We start from the raw sequence: 16098 nt of genomic DNA, 5'->3' as shown, positions 1-16098 counted from the left end.
GGGCAGGCAGGGGCGGGAGGATAGCGGTTGGCTCGAGCGGATGCTCATGCGGCGCGCAGGTCGGGCAGGTCGATGCCGTTGGCGGCGGCCGCCATCTGCGCGTCCGGCACCGGGCCCTGGCGGGTCATGTCCACCAACGCCTGGTTGAGGTCGACGAAACCGCGCATGCGCGCTTCGTACCGGGCGAACGCGGCTTCCGGCGTGGCCGGTGTGTTGGCCAGTTCGCGGGCCAGCACGAACGCGCCGACCAGCGCCAGGCTGGTGCCCTGGCCGGAGAACGGCGAGGCGCAATGCGCCGCGTCACCGACCAGCGCGACCCGCCCGTTCGACCAGCGCGGCAGTTTCACCTGCACCAGTTCGCCGAAGTAGAAGGCGTCGGTGCTGTCCACCGCGTCCACCAGCGGTTGCCAGTGCCCACCCAGCCCGCGCAGTTGGGCGCGGGTGAGCGCCTTCTGGGCGGCCACGTCGTGGCGCAGCGCGCTGTCCACCTCGGCACCGAACCCGGCGCCCACCCGCAGCTCGCGGCCACTGGCATCGGGGTAGACCACCACGCCCAGTTCGGCGTCGCGGTACATGCCTTCGCGGCCGTCCAGCGCCAGCAGGTTGGGCGCGCTGTAGAACGCCAGCGCGCCGCCGAGTGGCCGCAGGCAGTCGTCGCCCGGCTGCACGGCATGACGGCGCACCGGCGAGTAAACGCCGTCCGCGCCGATCACCACGTCGTAGGTGCGCGAGAGCTGGCGCGCGAAACTCACGGTCACGCCATTCGCGCCGGGCGTCAGCGCGGTGATGTGCTCGTCGAAGCAGATATCTGCGCTGGCACCGACGGCGTCGGCCAGCACCCGGCACAGGATGTCGCGGAAGAGTTCGATATCGGCGCTGTCGAGCTTGCCACCGCTGAAGGTGCGGCTGTCATCCACGCTGACCGGTTCGCCCTGGCGGTCCAGCATGCTCAGGCCGCGCAGGCGGGTACGCTGCGCCTGCAACGTGTCGTGCAGGCCCATGGCCTTGACCACCTCCAGCGCCACGCCGCGGATATCCACCGCGTGTCCGCCATCGCGGAGCAGTGGTGCCTTTTCCACCACGGTGACAGGGAAGCCGTAGTGGCGCAGCCACCAGGCGGTGGCAAGGCCGGCGACACCGGCGCCGGAAACGAGAACGGTAGGAAGCGGGGGCATGGCAGACGATCCAGGAAGGGAGTGCGCCTATCCTGGGGCGATGCGCGCGCTGCTCCTTGACCTGGGTCAAGCCGGGGCGATCAGTGCGGCGCCGGCAGCCCGAGCAGTTCAGAAACGCCGAGCCAGCCGATCTGCACGCCGATGCATAGGATCACGAAGGCCAGCAGGCGCAGCATCACCTGCATGCCGGTGCGGCCGAGCAGGGCCTGCAGCCGGCCGGCGTAGCGCATGCACAGGTAGATAAGCGCGCACAGCGCCACCAGCGCGCTGGCGGCCGCCACCACATGCACCACTTCCGGGCCCTGTTCGGGCGAGGTGGTGCCCACGGCGGTTGCCACCGCAATCGCGCCGGGACCTACCGTGAGCGGCAGGGTGAACGGATAGAAGGTCTGCGATTCGACCGTGGCGTCCAGATCCAGGTCCTGGCGTGCCTCGGCCTGGGCTGCACCGGTCAGCGAGACCCGCTCCGGTTGCGCGGGCGCATTGAGCAGCCGCCATCCCGTGGCTGCAATCACCAGGCCGCCGGCCAGGCGCAGCACCGGGATCGAGATCCCGAAGAAGGACAGCACCCAGGCCCCGATGCTGATCGACACCGCCAACATCACCAGGCTGTTGAACGCGACCGCGCGCGCCACCTGGGCACGTTGCTTCTGCGTGGCATCGGGCAGCAGGCCCAGCACCATCAGCGCCGCGCCGGGTGGGTTGATCACCGGCAGCAGGCTGGTGAAGATCACCAGGAACGCATGGCTGAATTCATTCCACATGATGCTTTCCATAGGGAAGGCTGGGCTCGCCCGCCCACCTTGCCAGAAAAAAGCCGCACGCGAAGCGTGCGGCTCTGGATTCAAGACGCGAACCGGTTTTCAGTAGCCCCACCAGGGCTGGCAGTGCAGGTGGCCATACGGGCCGCGCCAGCAACGACCACCCGGATACGGATGCGGACCGCCGCCCCAGCCCCACGGGCGCGGGCCATACATCGCCGGGCCGTACCACCAGTCGATGAACACACTGGCATGCTGGCCGGCGTCGGGCAGGGTGCCGCCCAGCACGCGGATGTCATAGGTCAGGTTGTTGCCGCTCAGGCGCGGGTTGGTCAGCTCGACCACGGCCAGGTCGGTCTTGCCGTTGACCACGGTGGAGACCGTGGCGTTGGGCGGGTCCTTCTGGAAATCGTCCTTGCCGCTGCCCCAGTAACTGACGAACTTGGCGGTGGACACGTCACCGGTCATGCGCTCGGGGCGGTCGGTGAACATCAGGGTCTGCTCGCCCACGCCCTTCAGGGTCAGGGTCTTGCCGTCGGACTGGAAACCATTGCCGGTCTGCACGAACAGCCAGTTGGCGGCCGGCATCGGCTCGACGTTGCCGGCAGGCGCTGCCGCCTTCGCGCTTGCGGGGGCGGCCTGGGCGCTCAGTGCGCACCAGGGCAGAAGGAGCAGCATCGCCACTCCGAGGGAAAAACGCTTCATTGCTGTCTCCGAAAAAGGGGTTGGGGGCGAGGGCAGCAGGGACGGGGGAGAGGGTGCGTCCGCCGCTGCCATCGCTGGGGGAGGACATTACGAGCCCACGCGGGGCCGCCACTTGACCCAGGTCAAGCGCGGCGAACATGGCAGCAAGGCTCAGCCCGGGTGCTGCGCACGCAGCTGGCGCACCACCCGCCGCCAGGCGACGGCGGCGATCAGGAGCAGGATCGCCCCGAACACCAGCAGCGCGGTGCGCCCGGTGTCGTTGAACGCGATCAGTGCCAGTGTCAGCACGCCTGTCACGGTGAGGGAGATCGCAACGGTGCGCGCCGGTGCGTGATCGTTCGCGTCGACGGTCGTCATCGGCGTCGGCGCGTAGGCGTCGATGCGCGCGCGCACGCGCTGCCATTGCGGTGCGGGACCTTTCGCGATGACGTGCGATATCGAGAGGATCAACACCGGCAACACCGCGCCAACCAGCACGTCGGTGAGTCGAGGATTGGCCTGTATCCATCGCGCGGGCGCGCTGTCGGCGAACCAGCCCAGGTCCATGCCCAGCCGCACCAGCGCGCCGATGCTGAAGCTGATCCCGGCGGTAGCAAACACCGTGCGCGTTCCGATCCGGCCACTGAGCAGGCCCCAGATCGTCGGCGCCATCAACGGCCCGAGCAGCATGCCGGTCAGGGTCAGTACGATCGTCTCCGCACCGCCCATGCGCGGCACGCACCAGGCCACCGCGATCAACGCCGTGCCGACCAGCAGGGCGAACAGGCGCCCGGCAGCCACCAGGCGGCGCTCGCTCGCATCCGGGCGCAAGCGCCGGTAGAACTGTTCGGTGAGCACGCCGGCGAACACGTTGATCTGCCCGCTGATCGCACTCGCCGTGGCCGAGAACATCGCCGCCATCATCAGGCCCAGCATGCCGGCTGGCAGCACCAGCTGGCTGGCCAGGATGTACGCCTGTTCCGGGTCCGCGTCTGGTTGCAGCATGCGGTACAGCAGCGGCGGAGTCAGCCACAGGGTGGGGCTGATCAGGTACAGCGCGCCGAACAACCACGCGCTCCAGCGCGCGTCGCGCTCGGTCGGCACGCAGATGTAGCGCTGTGCGAACGCCCACTCCGCGCCGACCAGGAAGAAATGCACCGCCACCCAGCCGGCCATGAACCACAGCGTGTACTGGCTGGAGAACGGCTGGAAGAAGGTCTCCGGTACCGGTGCCAGCGGCGCGCCGCTGTGCAGCTGCCACCACAGCAGCGGAATCACGAACAGCACCGCCAGTTGCAGCACGATGAACTGCAGCACGTCGGTCATCAGCACCGCCCACAGCCCGCCGGTGACCGTGTAGGCCACCACCACCGCGCCGAACACGCCGATCGCCATCGCCAGTGAAAGATGCCCGGTGGCGTCGTCGCGCAGCAGGTGGCCCGGTTCCAGCGGCACCAGCGCCACCAGCATCACCGACAACGCGTAGAGCGCCACCCCGGTGGATACGATGCGCATGCCCATCATCGCCCAGGTGTACAGCTGCACCGCCTGCGGCCCGAAGCGAAGCTGCACGAACTCGGCCGGCGTGGTTACGCCCGTACGTCGCCAGCGTCCGGCGACGAGGCTGCCAACCAGCAGGCCGGCAATGCCGATGCAGGTGTTGATCGCAATGGCGACCACGCCTTCGCGGTAGGCCAGCCCGCCCCAGACCACGAAGGTGCCGGCCGACTTGAGGGTCATGAACCCGCTCAACCCGGACACCCACCACGGCGACCGCCCGCCGGCGGCGAACATGTCGCGCGAGCGCCGGTTGCGTCCGGCGTAGCGCAGGCCGATCAGCAGCGTGCCGATCAGGTAGGCAGCCAGCACCACGAAATCGATCGGTGCCATCGTCAGAAGTTCATGCGCAGGCTGAGGCCGGCACGCCGGCGGAAATCTCCCGGCAGTTGCTGCGCATACGCGTTGGCGCCACCGGCGGTGCTCACCGGCATGATGTTGGCGGCATAGCGGGTGTCGGCCAGGTTGTGCACGTACACACCCAGTTCGACCTTGCCATCAGCAAAGATCAGGCCCGCCGACAGGTCGGCGATGCCGTACGCGCGCTGGGTCATCCGTGGGTTCTGGCTGATGTCGAACACCACCGCGTCCTGCCAGCGGTAGTCGGCCTGGACATACACATCCATCGTCGCGGTCAGCGGCGCGTCGTAGCGCGCGCCCAGCACACTGCGCCAGCGCGGCGCGTTCATGAATGGCTTGCCGTCCAGGTTCTGCACGAACGCACCGCCGTTGCCGACGGGCAGGCAGCCCTGCGCCGCCGTCTGGCCGGTGTAGCAGGGGCCGTTCGGCACGCCGTCGAAGCGCGCATCCAGCCAGGTCACCCCGCCACTGAGGCTGAAGTACGCATGCGGGCGCGCGATGAATTCCAGTTCCACCCCGTCGATGGCCACGCCGCCGGCGCTGGTCAGCAGGAACAGTCCCTGCGCGGCGCTGTAGGTCTGCGCCTGGTAGTCGTCGATGCGGGTGCGAAAGCCGGTGAGGTTCAGCATCAGTGCGTTGTCGAACAAGGTGCTTTTCAGTCCGGCCTCGAACAGTTCGGAGGTCTCGGCAGGCGCGGGCAGCTGCGCGAACTGTGCCGCAGTCAGCCCGAGCGTGGCGGCCAGGCCTTCGCCCTTGTAGCCGGTGCCCCAGCCCAGGTACCCGGTGAAGACCGGGGTGAACGCATAGCTGGCGCTGAGCCGGCCGATGCTGGCGCTGTCGCGGTAGCGGCCGCTGACCGGCCCGAACGCCGGCAGCGTGGCGGGCTGGTCGGCACCGTTGAAGCGCGCGTCCTGCGGCCGCACGAAGCGCAGCTGCTGTCGCTCGGTGAGCAGGCGCAGGCCGGCGGTCAGGGTCAGGCGTTCGCGCGGTCGCCAGTTGGCCTGGCCGAACAGCGCGGCATTGCGGCTGTCCACGTCCGAATGCCCGGCCAGCACTGCCTGGTCGCCGGGCACGCGCGGCACCACGCGGCCATCGGCCGCGATGTCGGTGGTCGCGCCGATGTTGAGCCCGCGCCGGTCCAGCGAATTGTGGACCGCACCGTCGAAGTAGTACGCGCCCAGCAGATAGTCGAACGCGGTGTCGGTGGGCGAGGTCAGCCGCAGTTCCTGGGTGAAGGTGCGGCTGGATTCGATGTTGAAGTTGCGCGTGACCAGCTGCGCCGGGGTGTCGTCCAGGTCCACGTCGCTGTCGTTGTCGAAGCGGCGCCAGCCGGTGATGCTGGTCAAGGTGTACCGGCCCAGCGCGATCCGCGCGGTCAGTGCCGCGCCGGCATTCTTCTGGCGCACGAACGGCACCACGTCATTGTTGACCTGGTCGTTGTCGCGGTCGACGTCGGTATCGGTCGACAGGGCGCGCGGATCGGTCGTCGCCTGGGTCAACGGCAGTGCGCAGCAATCAGTGTCCAGCCGGCTCACATCCGCGCTGAGGGTCACGTCCGAGCGCCGGTCGGCCGACCGCCACTGCAGCTTGCCACGCACGCCATACGCGCGCTGGTCGTTGAACGTGCGCCCATCGCGCAGGTTCTCGACATCGCCATCGCGGCTGCGTTCGAACGCCGCCAGCCGGTACGCCAGCTGGTCGCCGAGCGGTCCGGACACGGCCGCCTCCAGGCGTTGCTCGTTGTCCTGTGCGAACAGGGCAGACAGGGCGCCGCTGCGGCGTTCGAAATCCGGCGCGCGGGTGATCACCTGGATCACCCCGGCCGACGCGTTCTTGCCGAACAAGGTGCCCTGCGGACCGCGCAGCACCTCAACGCGTTCGACATCCAGCAGGTCGCTGAAGGCCGCGCCGGGGCGCTGCAGCACCACCCCGTCCACCACGGTGGCGATGCTGGGCTCCACCCCGGTGGAAAACACGTCGGTGCCCACGCCGCGGATGCGGATAGCGTTGTTGCGCAGCTCATTGCCCGCCGAGAAGGTAACGCTGGGCACCAGCGCCTGCAGCCGGCTGATATCGATCGCCTGGCGACGCTGCAGGGCCTGCCCGTCCACCACCGACACCGCCAGCGCGATGCGCTGCACGTTCTCTTCGCGGTGCTGGGCGGTCACCGTGATCCGGTCCAGGGCCGTTACCGAGGGCGTGGCGCGGGCGGTGGGGTCTTCCCGCGCGAATACCGCCGCTGCCGGTTGCGCCAGCACCGTGAACAGGGCCATCTCCAGCGACCGCCATGGCATGCGCCACTCCATGAACGATGGTTCGGATTCATTCTGTAACGTGACCTGCGTCGCTGCACAGGCCTGTTCAGCCGGAAAGCGACCAGTAAAACTACTGCCTGTTCAGCATCGTCCACGGTGCGGCAACGGTTTGCGGCGGTGCGCGCCAACTTGCGGAACGCCGTTCTAAAATTTAGGATCGACAGCGTCGGCCCCAGCCCCGGACAGCGATCATGGCGCGAACCAGGCACTCCGCATCCCGCGACGACCTCGCCGAGGTCGTGGACGATGGCGACCCGCGTTTTGCCATCCCCGGTGCGCAGGCGCTGTCCAAGGGCCTGAGCCTGCTCACCCTGATCGCCGACGCCCCGCACCCGCTGCCCTTCAGCGAATTGGGCCGGTACTCCGGGCTACCCAAGAGCACGCTGCACCGAATCCTGCAGACCCTGATCGAATACCGCCTCGTGCGCGTGGACGAGGCCAGCCAGACCTACCGCCTGGGCACGCGCCTGTTCGAAATGGCACACCAGGTGTGGAGCGATTTCGACCTCCGCAGCGCGGCCGAGCCCGAGCTGCTGCGGTTGCGCGAACTTGCGCAGGAAACGACCCGGCTGGGCATCCTCGAAGGCCGTGACATCCTGATCATCGACCAGCGCGACCACGTGCAGGCGATGCGCCTGGCCAATGGCGTGGGCAGCCGCATGCCGGCGGTGGTTACCTCCATCGGCAAGGCGATGATGTCGCATCGTCCGCCCGAAGAACTGCAGCGGTACCTCAGCAGTGGGCCGCTGACCGCGCTCACCCCGCATTCGATCCTCGACCTTGCCGAGCTGCAGCGTGAGATGGACCTGATCAAGGCCCGCGGTTACGCCGTGTCGGTCGAGGAATCCGCACTCGGTGTCAGCGGCGTGGCGGCGCCGATCCTGGACCACCGCGGCGAAGCCATCGGCGCGGTCAGCATCAGCGGCCCGTCGTTCCGGCTGCCGCTCGAACGCCTGCATGCATTGGGCCGCGACGTGATCGAAGCGGCGCGACGCATTGCCGGCAACGTGGGGGAAACCTTCATGTCGATCAGCACCTCGGTCACGCCGAGCCATGCCGTGGACCACGACGTGCGCTGCGTGATCCCGCACAGCGCGTTCCTGGCCGAAAGCCCGCACTGGCTGGGCGACGGACGCTCGCTGCTGTGGGTAGACATCCTGGCGCCGTCGGTCAACATCTCCAACCTGGTCACCGGCGATACCCGGACCACGCCGCTAGGCGAACTGGTCGGCGTGGTGGTGCCGCGCACCTCGGGCGGTTTCATCGCCGCCACCCAGAGCGGATTCCGCGTGCTCGACCTGCCCGGCGGCGACATGCATCCCATCGCCGCGCCGCTGCACATGAGCGGGCGGCGTTTCAACGACGGCAAATGCGATGCGTTGGGCCGCCTGTGGGCCGGTACCCTGGCCATCGATGCCACGCCCGAACGCGGCGCGCTGTACCGGCTCGATACCGACGGCGTGCTCGACGAAATCGAAGGCGGCTTCCACATCTGCAACGGGCTCGGCTGGAGCCCGGACAACACCCGCTTCTACCTGGCCGACTCCGGTCGCCGCACCGTGTACGTGTACGACTACGCGCTGGACACCGGCCGGGTGTCGAACAAGCGCGTGTTCGCCACCTTCACCGACTCCGAGGGCATGCCCGACGGCCTGGCGGTCGACGCGCAGGGCCATGTGTGGTGCGCGATGTGGGATGGCTGGGCGATCAAGCGGCTGGCGCCGGACGGCACCGTCGTGCGCAGCATCGACCTGCCGGTACCACGCCCCACCAACCTGGCGTTCGGCGGGCCGCAGCTGAAGACGCTGTACATCACCACCGCGCGGATCCGCCTGTCGGCCACCCAGCTGGCCGCCGCGCCATTGTCGGGCAGCCTGCTGGCGCTGGACGTGGATGTCGCCGGCGCGCCGGTGCGCGGTTACGGCGGCTGACATGGCCCGGTACCCCTCGCTGGCGGGCAAGGTGGTGGTGGTCAGCGGGGGCGCGTCGGGCATCGGCGCCGCCATCGTGGAAGCGTTCGCGCTGCAGGGCAGCCAGGTGTGCTTCGTCGACATCGACGCCGACGCGGCGCAGCGCACGGTGGCGGAGGTGGTCGCACGTGGCGTGCCGCCACCCGCGCATGCGGTCTGCGACCTGCGTGACATCGAGGCCTCGCTGTCGGCGGTGCAGGGCCTGCTGGCCGGCCGCACCCCGCATGCGCTGATCAACAACGCCGGCAACGACCAGGCCCAACCGCTGGGCGAGGTCAGCCCGGCCGACTGGGACGACCGCGTCGCGGTCAACCTGCGCCACCAGTTCTTCCTGGCCCAGGCGCTGTCCGTGCCCATGCGCGCGGCCGGGCAGGGCGCCATCGTCAATCTCGGCTCGGTGGCATGGCGCATCGGCGTGCCCGGCGTGCCGGTGTACTGCACGCTGAAGTCGGCCGTGGAAGGGCTGACCCGGAGCCTTGCCCGTGAACTGGGAAGCGACGGCATCCGCGTGAATGCGATCGCGCCCGGCTGGGTGCTGACCGAGCGGCAGCTGGCCAAGGCCGCCGCCGACCCGGGCAAGTCCGCGCGCTACCTCGAGCGGCAGTGCCTGAAGACCCACCTGGGGCCGGCCGACATCGCCGAGATGGCGCTGTGGCTGTGCGCCGACGAAAGCGCGATGTGCACCGGGCAGACTTTCACCGTGGACGGTGGCGTGGCCTGACCGGCCGTTGACCGGCCGCTGAGCGGCCAAAGTTGCGTTGACTTGATCTGGGTCATGTGGGCGGCATCCGGCCGCCGCTACCGTGCGCATGCCCCCCGTCCCGTCAGCGAGAACGGCATGCCTCCCGTCCCACGCAAACCTGCGCCCCCGATGCACACACCCAGCCTCGACGAGGACATGTGCGTGCACATCTTCACCACCTCGGCCGCGATGATCGGGGTGTGCATGACCGTGGTCGGCGTGCTGCACGTGATCATCGTGCTGCGCAAGGTCGACACCTTCGGCGACGACCTGCTGTGCATCAATTCCCTGATCTACCTGGCCTCGTGCCTGAGCGCCTACTGGGCGCTGCGCACCCGCCGCCGCAAGCGCAACCGCACCCTTGAATGGGCCGCCGACTGGCTGTTCCTGCTCGGGCTGGTGGTGAGCACCATCGCCACCGCCTTCATCACCTGGGCGGTTGCCGGCACCTGACGCCGCAGCCACTCCTCTCCGTTTCTTCTACAGGTATCGCCATGGACGCCCCAGCCACTGAACCCACCCCCTTACGCGCGCGCCGCCTGCGACGCCTGCATGACCTTTACGCCGTGGCCCTGGTGGGCGCGCTGCTGTTCACCGGCGCCACCGTTGCGCAGGCGCCGGCCGAGCGCAGCAGCCCGGGGGCATCGCTGCAGTCGCCGGTCGAGATCCGCTACGGCGCCGACGGGGTCAGCCAGGGCACGCTGCGCGCGGCGATGTCGCAGGTGTCGGTGGGCGGCGAGCCGTACCGCGCGCTGGTGTTCAACGGCAACTACGATTCGCCGCTGATCCGGACGAAGCCGGGCGGCACCATCGCGGTGACCCTGGACAACCAGATGGACGAAAAGACCAACCTGCATTTCCACGGCATGACGGTGACGCCGCTGGATTCGGGCGACAGCATCTTCCGCGAAGTCGGCCCGCACCAGCAGGGCCTGTACCGGTTCAAGCTGCCGCCGGACCACAGCCCGGGCGCGTACTGGTACCACAGCCACTTCCATGGCGGCGCCCAGCGCCAGGTGGAATCCGGCATTGCAGGACCGATCCTCGTCGATGGCATCCTCGACCCGTTCCCCGAACTGAAGGGCATCAAGGAACGCGTGCTGGTCCTGCGCAATTTCCAGAAGACCAGCACCGGCAAGTTGGCCAGCGCGATCGTGACCAGCGCACCGTCGATCCGCACCGTGAACGGCCAGGCTGACCCGGTGATCGACATCCAGCCCGACGAAACCCAGCTCTGGCACCTGCTCAACATTTCCGCCAACCAGTACTTCCGCGTGCGCATCAACGGCCAGGACGTGCAGATCCTCTCGCGCGACGGCAACACCGTGACCAGGAAGGTGATGACCGACGAACTGCTGATCGGGCCGTCGGCGCGCTTCAGCGTGCTGGTGGTGGGTCCGCCCGCCGGTGACCACCCGGTCGAGCTGGCGGCCGGCAACACCGGCGCCGCCGGCGACCAGTACAAGGGTGCGCGCATCGCCACGCTGCGTTCGGCCGGCGCCCCGGTGCCGACCCGCTCGATCACCAGCGCGTACCCGGCGGCGCAGGACCTGCGCAACGTCGCGGTCGCCAACGTCCGCCAGTTCGCCTTCCAGGATTCGCCCACCGACGGCGACGCCTTCATGATCAACGGCGAGCGCTTCGACCCGCGCCGGGTCAACACCACGGTCAAGCTCGGCGACGTCGAAGAGTGGCGCCTGTACAACCCGTCGCAGGAGCTGCACCAGTTCCATATCCACCAGACCGACTTCCAGGTGGTGGCGATCAACGACAAGCCGGTGCCGTTCAGCGGCTACCGCGACACCGTGTTCATTCCCACGCGCGGCTCGATCACCCTGCGCATTCCCTTCAAGGACCCGGTGATGCTGGGCAAGTTCGTCTACCACTGCCACATCCTCGAACACGAGGACGGCGGCATGATGCAGGTGGTGCAGGTGGTCCGGCCGGAAGACTACGAGCAGGCGGTGAAGCTGGCGCCGCTCGGCGGCATCTATGGCGACAACCAGACCTGCAGCTACCTGCAGAACACCGGCCGTGAGTTCGTGCTGCCCACCAATGTGCAGCTGCCCGCGGAGGTGCGCTGATGAACACCGTGCGTCGAACCGCCCTGGTGCTGGGCGTGACCGCCGGGCTGGGCCTGGCCTCCACGGAAGCGCGTGCCGACAAGGGCTACTACCCGAACGTCGGCATGGACTACAGTGCGGTGCTGCAGTACGACTACAGCCACGCTGAAGCCACGCCCGCGCCGCGCAACACCACCGACTTCTACCCGGACATCCAGAGCAGCTTCTACGTACGCTTCAGTCCGAACGACCAGGTCCGGCTGTCGACCGAACTCAATCCGATCAACCCGCCGGCCACCGGCGAGAAGCGGACCTTCGGCGACGTCGGGCTGGTGATCAACGAACTGAACTACTACAAGCTCACCCAGCACACGCAGCTGCAGGTGGGCAAGCTGCAGGTGCCGTTCGGGCGCGCCATGGACGCCGCACCGGGGTTGTACACCAACGATTTCGTATCGACCTACGACCTCGGCGGCATGCTCGGCGCTACCTATGCGTACCGTTGGTTCGGGCAGAAGGCCGGCATGGTGCAGGGCGGCGTGAACCTCTATACCGCCGACACCACCGAACTGAGCCGGCCGTTCCTGCGCAGTGGCGGGCGCGCGCAACGCTCGGATGGCGGGCCGGCCAACACCGGCAAGCTGGACTCGTATGCGCTCACCGTGAACTGGAATTCGATTCCGGCACTGCCGTTCCTGGAACTGGAAGCGGGCTACATGCGCAACCGCGCCGGCGTGGCCCAGCCTGATACCGGCCCGGCCGATGACGAGATCATCCGCGTGGTCTCGGCGCGCTACATCTGGGCGCCGGCATCGAGCGCGGACCTGGACAGCACCCTGCGCGGCCGCTACTTCGACGTGGTGCCGCTGGTGGAATACGCCGACGTGCAGAATGAAGATGCAGTGGCCGGCAACGATACCCGCTACCTCACCACCTCAGTGACGGTGGACTACGGGCGCTGGGTGTTCGGCGCCACCCGCACCGACAAACGGCGTCCGTGGGCGCCCGGGGCAGGGCGGCACGATTACCTCAACGAGTTGAGCATGGGCTACCGGGTCACCGGGCAGCTGACCATGGCGTTCTCGGTGGGCAGCCAGGCGCAGGCAGGGCAGGATTCCAACCTGCTCGGTTTCGCGCTGACCTATGAAGGAGCGCACTGACATGCTGCGGAGCCTGTGGCCGGCGTTCGTACCGGCGGTGTCGTTGTCGTTGCTGCTGCTGTCGATGCAGCCGCTGGCGGCGCAGAACCAGACCCTGATCGGCGGGCCGTTCAAGCTCACCGACCAGAACGGCCAGGCGGTGACCGACCGCAGCTTCCACGGCAAACCGGTGCTGCTGTATTTCGGTTTCACCAGCTGCCCGGACGTATGCCCGACCGACCTGGCCCGCGTGCAGCGCATTGCACGGCGCGTGCAGAAGGCGGGCGGGCCGTCGTTGACGCCGGTGTTCGTCAGCATCGATCCGGAACGCGATACGCCGGCGAAGATGAAGAATTACGTGTCGCTGTTCGGGCCCGACATGGTGGGGCTGACCGGCACGCCGGCGCAGATCACCGCGATCACCGATCGCTACCACGTGTATTACAAGAAGGTGCCGTACGGGAAGCCGGGCCAGTACATGATGGATCACTCCACGTTCGTGTTCCTGCTTGATCGCAACGGTCGTTATGTGGATCACTTTGGGCGCACGGCGGATGAAGCGCAGGTGGCTACGCAGATTGTGGGCGAGCTGGCGCGTACGTCGCCGCGTGCGCGGGTGGCGGCGGTGCCGCGTCGCTGAGGGGCGCAGGGTTTGCTGGCATGGCTTTGACACGCGTGGCGTGTCACTACGCGGCATCCAATAAAAAACGCGGCCCTGGGGCCGCGTTGTTGTTTTGGCGCTTCGCACCGGTCGCCGATCAGGGGCGGCCGTTGTTGTTGGCCGACGTTGCCGCCTGGCGCAGCTCCGCGTCGGCCTGGATCAGCAGCTGGCGCGCGCGCTCAGCATGGCCGCCGAGGCCTTCCACGTTGTTCTGCTGGGCGGCACCGACCAGCTGGTAGGCCTGCACGATGTGTTCCTGCGCGGTGCGCAGGTCGCCGTGGCGTTCGCCGATGTTGACCACCGGCTCAGCCTGGGCAGCACCGGCCAGTACAAGGGCGCCGAACAGGGCGAACGGGGCGAGGCGGGTCATGCGGTTCATGCGATTACTCCGAAAGGTTTTGGGGGTCCGTGATCCGCGTCAGTGCGGCCGGTGAGCACACATTAGGGACTGCCAGACGCCGCTTCTTGACTTGGGTCAAGCGGAACGAAATCGCCTCCTGAATACGAACAACCAGTAGAAATACTGAGGGTTCTCATATTGCGGAACGCTGTTCCAATAAATATCATGGAACCGTGGTCCACATATTGGATCACGCGCGCCACCGTCCCCTTCGGTGCCGCACCCACCGGCACCCGCTGCCGGTCCGGCCGACCGGCACCATGCCTTTACGAACGGCCCGCCTTATCGCTTTTTGTTCTGCGCATCAGACAGGGGGAAGGCGGCAGGCATATCCAGTCCTGCCAGTGCCCGGTTACCGGGCGACGCTGTAGTGCTGGAGTTACAAGTCATGGGTACTAGCTTTGGTGCGCCGTCGGCGCGCTGCCGCGAATGTCAGTCCTGCCCGTTGGTATCGGACTGTTTTCCCGGTTCCCTGGAGGCAGGCAACCTGCACGAGCTCGACGGCCTCATCGAGCACACCGCCCCGGTCCACACCGGCAGTTTCCTGTTCCGCCAGGGCGACCCGTTCCAGTACATTTCGGTGATCCGCCTGGGTACGGTGAAGACCTATTCAATCGACCGCGAAGGCCGCGAGCAGACCCTGGGCTTCCACATGCCGGGCGACATCCTCGGGCTCAGCGCGATCGATGAAGAGCGCCATCCCTGCAATGCCATCGCGCTGGACACGGTGACCACCTGCCGCCTGCCGTTCCGCGTGGCGGCCTCCCTGTCGGCACGCATGCCGCAACTGCAGGCCAAGCTGTTCCGGCTGCTCAGCCGCGACATCGCCCGCGCCACGCAGCTGTCGTGCAACAACAGCGCCGACGAGCGCCTGGCGGCGTTCCTGATCGGCATGGCCGACCGCATGGCCGCGCGCGGCTATTCGGCCAGCCGTTGGCAGCTGACCATGTCGCGGATGGATATCGCCAGTTACCTGCGGCTGGCACCGGAAACGCTCAGCCGGCTGTTGCGCCGCTTCCAGGCCGAGGGCCTGGTGGCGCTGGACGGGCGTGAAGTGGAAGTGCGCGGCCGCGAGCGCCTGCAGGCGATGGCAGCCGCCGAGGCGGACCTGGATCAGGTCCGCAGGGAAGCCGCGTAACGGCGGGTGAAACGGCTGGCGGCGAGCAGGGCGGTGACGATCACCGCCACGCCGACCATCAGTGCGTTGGGCCATACCAGCACCAGCGCGTCGGCCGCCACGATCGCCGCCACCGCTGCGGTCCACACACCGGATACCACGTAGTGCCCGCGGATGAAGCGCGGTGTCAGCCACGCGGCCGGATCGCCTTCCGGCCGGGCATAGCCCAGCGTAAAGGGGCGCCCGATCAGCAGCGATGCCAGCATCACCAGCAACAGCACCGCGTCTACCGCCAGGCGCACGCCCATCACCGGCCACGCCGGTCGGGTCAGGCCGGCATACACCGCCAGCCCACCGAACACGATCAGTGACACCAGCTCAAGCAGTCCGCAATGGCGCCGTGGGCCGGTCCAGTCGCGCGCACACAGGATCAGCGCGGTCAGGGCGGCCGCGCACAGCGCGCCCGAGGTGCCGAACAGGCGCGCGGCAATGGCAAAAACCAGGAAGGGCAGCAGGCCCAGCAGGATGTTCATGGAGGAATTCCAGGGAGGGGAATTCCAGCCTAGACAGTACGCTGGCGTCGGGGTTGATCCAGGTCAAGCCCACTCCACCTTGCGGCCGGGACAGCGGCTCAGGGCCGCCAGAACCCGGACTGGAATTCAGCGAAGGTCAGGTTGTTGTCGTGGTCCACATCCAGCGACTGGAAGCGCATGTCGGCAACGCGCGACACCTCCTCTTCGGTGAGCTCGCCATCGCCGTTCAGATCGGCCACCCGGATCCGGTCGGCCGCAGTGAGCTGGCCATCGCGGTCCGGGCCCACCACCTCCTGGATATCCTCGACGGTGACCTTGTAGTTGCGGTCGCCATCCAGCAGCCGGAACAGCGCCGCCCCGTCGTACTCGTCATCGCTGACCCGTCCATCGCCGTTCTTGTCGAGGGCGGCAAAACGCTGCGCGGCGGTATCGCCGACCTTCTGCGCCTGGGCGCTGGCAGCAACGCCCAGGCAGAGCACAAGAGAGCAGGCGAGGGTAGAAACGAGCTGGTTCACGGGAAGCTCCGCAAGGCGGCCAGGGAAGCCCCAGTCTCCACCAGCCCACCGCGCCCCACACCCGTATTTCTACTGGCACACGTCCGCCGGGCTCTCCGCAAACGTG

The 16098-nt window shown here is 68.1% G+C and carries 15 protein-coding genes; 7 read left to right on the top strand and 8 right to left on the bottom strand.

Translation table 11 applies throughout. From position 1 onward, the window contains the following. Positions 1-44: 44 nt before the first annotated feature. The 5 genes from PDM28_RS11800 to PDM28_RS11780 form a co-directional block, all read right to left on the bottom strand. A complete protein-coding gene (locus PDM28_RS11800) occupies positions 45-1175 on the bottom strand; it encodes an FAD-dependent monooxygenase (RefSeq protein ID WP_311182168.1) in 1131 nt (376 codons plus the stop codon). A gap of 80 nt (positions 1176-1255) precedes the next feature. Continuing rightward, positions 1256-1939: a MarC family protein gene (locus tag PDM28_RS11795; RefSeq protein WP_311182166.1), complete on the bottom strand. Its 684-nt coding sequence runs from the start codon at positions 1937-1939 to the stop codon at positions 1256-1258. 99 nt (positions 1940-2038) lie between these two features. Continuing rightward, a complete protein-coding gene (locus PDM28_RS11790) occupies positions 2039-2641 on the bottom strand; it encodes a hypothetical protein (protein WP_146033404.1) in 603 nt (200 codons plus the stop codon). 150 nt (positions 2642-2791) lie between these two features. After that, entirely contained in the window at positions 2792-4510 is a 1719-nt protein-coding gene (locus PDM28_RS11785; protein ID WP_311182164.1) for a sodium:solute symporter family transporter, read from the bottom strand. A 2-nt stretch (positions 4511-4512) separates the two neighbouring features. Continuing rightward, complete coding sequence (locus PDM28_RS11780; protein ID WP_311182163.1) at positions 4513-6831, bottom strand: TonB-dependent receptor; 2319 nt, start codon at positions 6829-6831, stop codon at positions 4513-4515. Between the two features lie 212 nt (positions 6832-7043). On the opposite strand from PDM28_RS11780, the gene PDM28_RS11775 reads away from it, so the two are divergent. From PDM28_RS11775 to PDM28_RS11750, 6 genes are all read left to right on the top strand, one after another. Beyond that, on the top strand, positions 7044-8783 hold the full coding sequence (locus tag PDM28_RS11775; RefSeq protein ID WP_311182162.1) for an SMP-30/gluconolactonase/LRE family protein: 1740 nt from the start codon (positions 7044-7046) through the stop codon (positions 8781-8783). A 1-nt stretch (position 8784) separates the two neighbouring features. Beyond that, complete coding sequence (locus PDM28_RS11770; RefSeq protein WP_311182161.1) at positions 8785-9543, top strand: SDR family NAD(P)-dependent oxidoreductase; 759 nt, start codon at positions 8785-8787, stop codon at positions 9541-9543. A 150-nt stretch (positions 9544-9693) separates the two neighbouring features. Next, on the top strand, positions 9694-10017 hold the full coding sequence (locus PDM28_RS11765) for a hypothetical protein (protein ID WP_172448070.1): 324 nt from the start codon (positions 9694-9696) through the stop codon (positions 10015-10017). Between the two features lie 41 nt (positions 10018-10058). Next, entirely contained in the window at positions 10059-11648 is a 1590-nt protein-coding gene (locus PDM28_RS11760) for a multicopper oxidase family protein (protein ID WP_311182160.1), read from the top strand. Continuing rightward, positions 11648-12787: a hypothetical protein gene (locus PDM28_RS11755; RefSeq protein ID WP_311182159.1), complete on the top strand. Its 1140-nt coding sequence runs from the start codon at positions 11648-11650 to the stop codon at positions 12785-12787. Before PDM28_RS11760 ends, PDM28_RS11755 begins: the two co-directional genes overlap by 1 nt. A 1-nt stretch (position 12788) precedes the next feature. Then, a complete protein-coding gene (locus PDM28_RS11750; protein WP_311182158.1) occupies positions 12789-13406 on the top strand; it encodes an SCO family protein in 618 nt (205 codons plus the stop codon). Between the two features lie 118 nt (positions 13407-13524). Here PDM28_RS11750 and PDM28_RS11745 read toward each other — a convergent pair whose 3' ends face one another. Further along, positions 13525-13806, bottom strand: coding sequence for a hypothetical protein (locus PDM28_RS11745; protein WP_070206370.1), 282 nt, complete (start codon positions 13804-13806; stop codon positions 13525-13527). A 409-nt stretch (positions 13807-14215) separates the two neighbouring features. Here PDM28_RS11745 and PDM28_RS11740 point away from each other — a divergent pair, with 409 nt between their 5' ends. Then, complete coding sequence (locus tag PDM28_RS11740) at positions 14216-14965, top strand: cyclic nucleotide-binding domain-containing protein (protein ID WP_102944753.1); 750 nt, start codon at positions 14216-14218, stop codon at positions 14963-14965. On the opposite strand, the gene PDM28_RS11735 is transcribed toward PDM28_RS11740, so the two are convergent. After that, positions 14941-15477, bottom strand: coding sequence for a hypothetical protein (locus tag PDM28_RS11735; protein WP_311182157.1), 537 nt, complete (start codon positions 15475-15477; stop codon positions 14941-14943). The two genes, PDM28_RS11740 and PDM28_RS11735, sit on opposite strands and share 25 nt — an antisense overlap. Positions 15478-15575: 98 nt before the next feature. Next, entirely contained in the window at positions 15576-15992 is a 417-nt protein-coding gene (locus PDM28_RS11730; RefSeq protein ID WP_311182156.1) for an EF-hand domain-containing protein, read from the bottom strand. Positions 15993-16098 lie beyond the last annotated feature (106 nt).

The sequence above is a fragment of the Stenotrophomonas aracearum genome (genome assembly GCF_031834615.1).
Classification (GTDB): Bacteria; Pseudomonadota; Gammaproteobacteria; order Xanthomonadales; family Xanthomonadaceae; genus Stenotrophomonas; species Stenotrophomonas aracearum.
The sequence above is the reverse complement of the archived record's forward strand: the minus strand, read 5'-3'. Positions and strand labels throughout refer to the sequence as shown.

Bases quoted from the DNA above. Each gene is read 5' to 3' on its own strand.
- PDM28_RS11800 (WP_311182168.1), bottom strand. From the start codon at position 1,175: ATGCCCCCGCTTCCTACCGTTCTCGTTTCCGGCGCCGGTGTCGCCGGC.
- PDM28_RS11795 (WP_311182166.1), bottom strand. From the start codon at position 1,939: ATGTGGAATGAATTCAGCCATGCGTTCCTGGTGATCTTCACCAGCCTG.
- PDM28_RS11790 (WP_146033404.1), bottom strand. From the start codon at position 2,641: ATGAAGCGTTTTTCCCTCGGAGTGGCGATGCTGCTCCTTCTGCCCTGG.
- PDM28_RS11785 (WP_311182164.1), bottom strand. From the start codon at position 4,510: ATGGCACCGATCGATTTCGTGGTGCTGGCTGCCTACCTGATCGGCACG.
- PDM28_RS11780 (WP_311182163.1), bottom strand. From the start codon at position 6,831: ATGCCATGGCGGTCGCTGGAGATGGCCCTGTTCACGGTGCTGGCGCAA.
- PDM28_RS11775 (WP_311182162.1), top strand. From the start codon at position 7,044: ATGGCGCGAACCAGGCACTCCGCATCCCGCGACGACCTCGCCGAGGTC.
- PDM28_RS11770 (WP_311182161.1), top strand. From the start codon at position 8,785: ATGGCCCGGTACCCCTCGCTGGCGGGCAAGGTGGTGGTGGTCAGCGGG.
- PDM28_RS11765 (WP_172448070.1), top strand. From the start codon at position 9,694: ATGCACACACCCAGCCTCGACGAGGACATGTGCGTGCACATCTTCACC.
- PDM28_RS11760 (WP_311182160.1), top strand. From the start codon at position 10,059: ATGGACGCCCCAGCCACTGAACCCACCCCCTTACGCGCGCGCCGCCTG.
- PDM28_RS11755 (WP_311182159.1), top strand. From the start codon at position 11,648: ATGAACACCGTGCGTCGAACCGCCCTGGTGCTGGGCGTGACCGCCGGG.
- PDM28_RS11750 (WP_311182158.1), top strand. From the start codon at position 12,789: ATGCTGCGGAGCCTGTGGCCGGCGTTCGTACCGGCGGTGTCGTTGTCG.
- PDM28_RS11745 (WP_070206370.1), bottom strand. From the start codon at position 13,806: ATGAACCGCATGACCCGCCTCGCCCCGTTCGCCCTGTTCGGCGCCCTT.
- PDM28_RS11740 (WP_102944753.1), top strand. From the start codon at position 14,216: ATGGGTACTAGCTTTGGTGCGCCGTCGGCGCGCTGCCGCGAATGTCAG.
- PDM28_RS11735 (WP_311182157.1), bottom strand. From the start codon at position 15,477: ATGAACATCCTGCTGGGCCTGCTGCCCTTCCTGGTTTTTGCCATTGCC.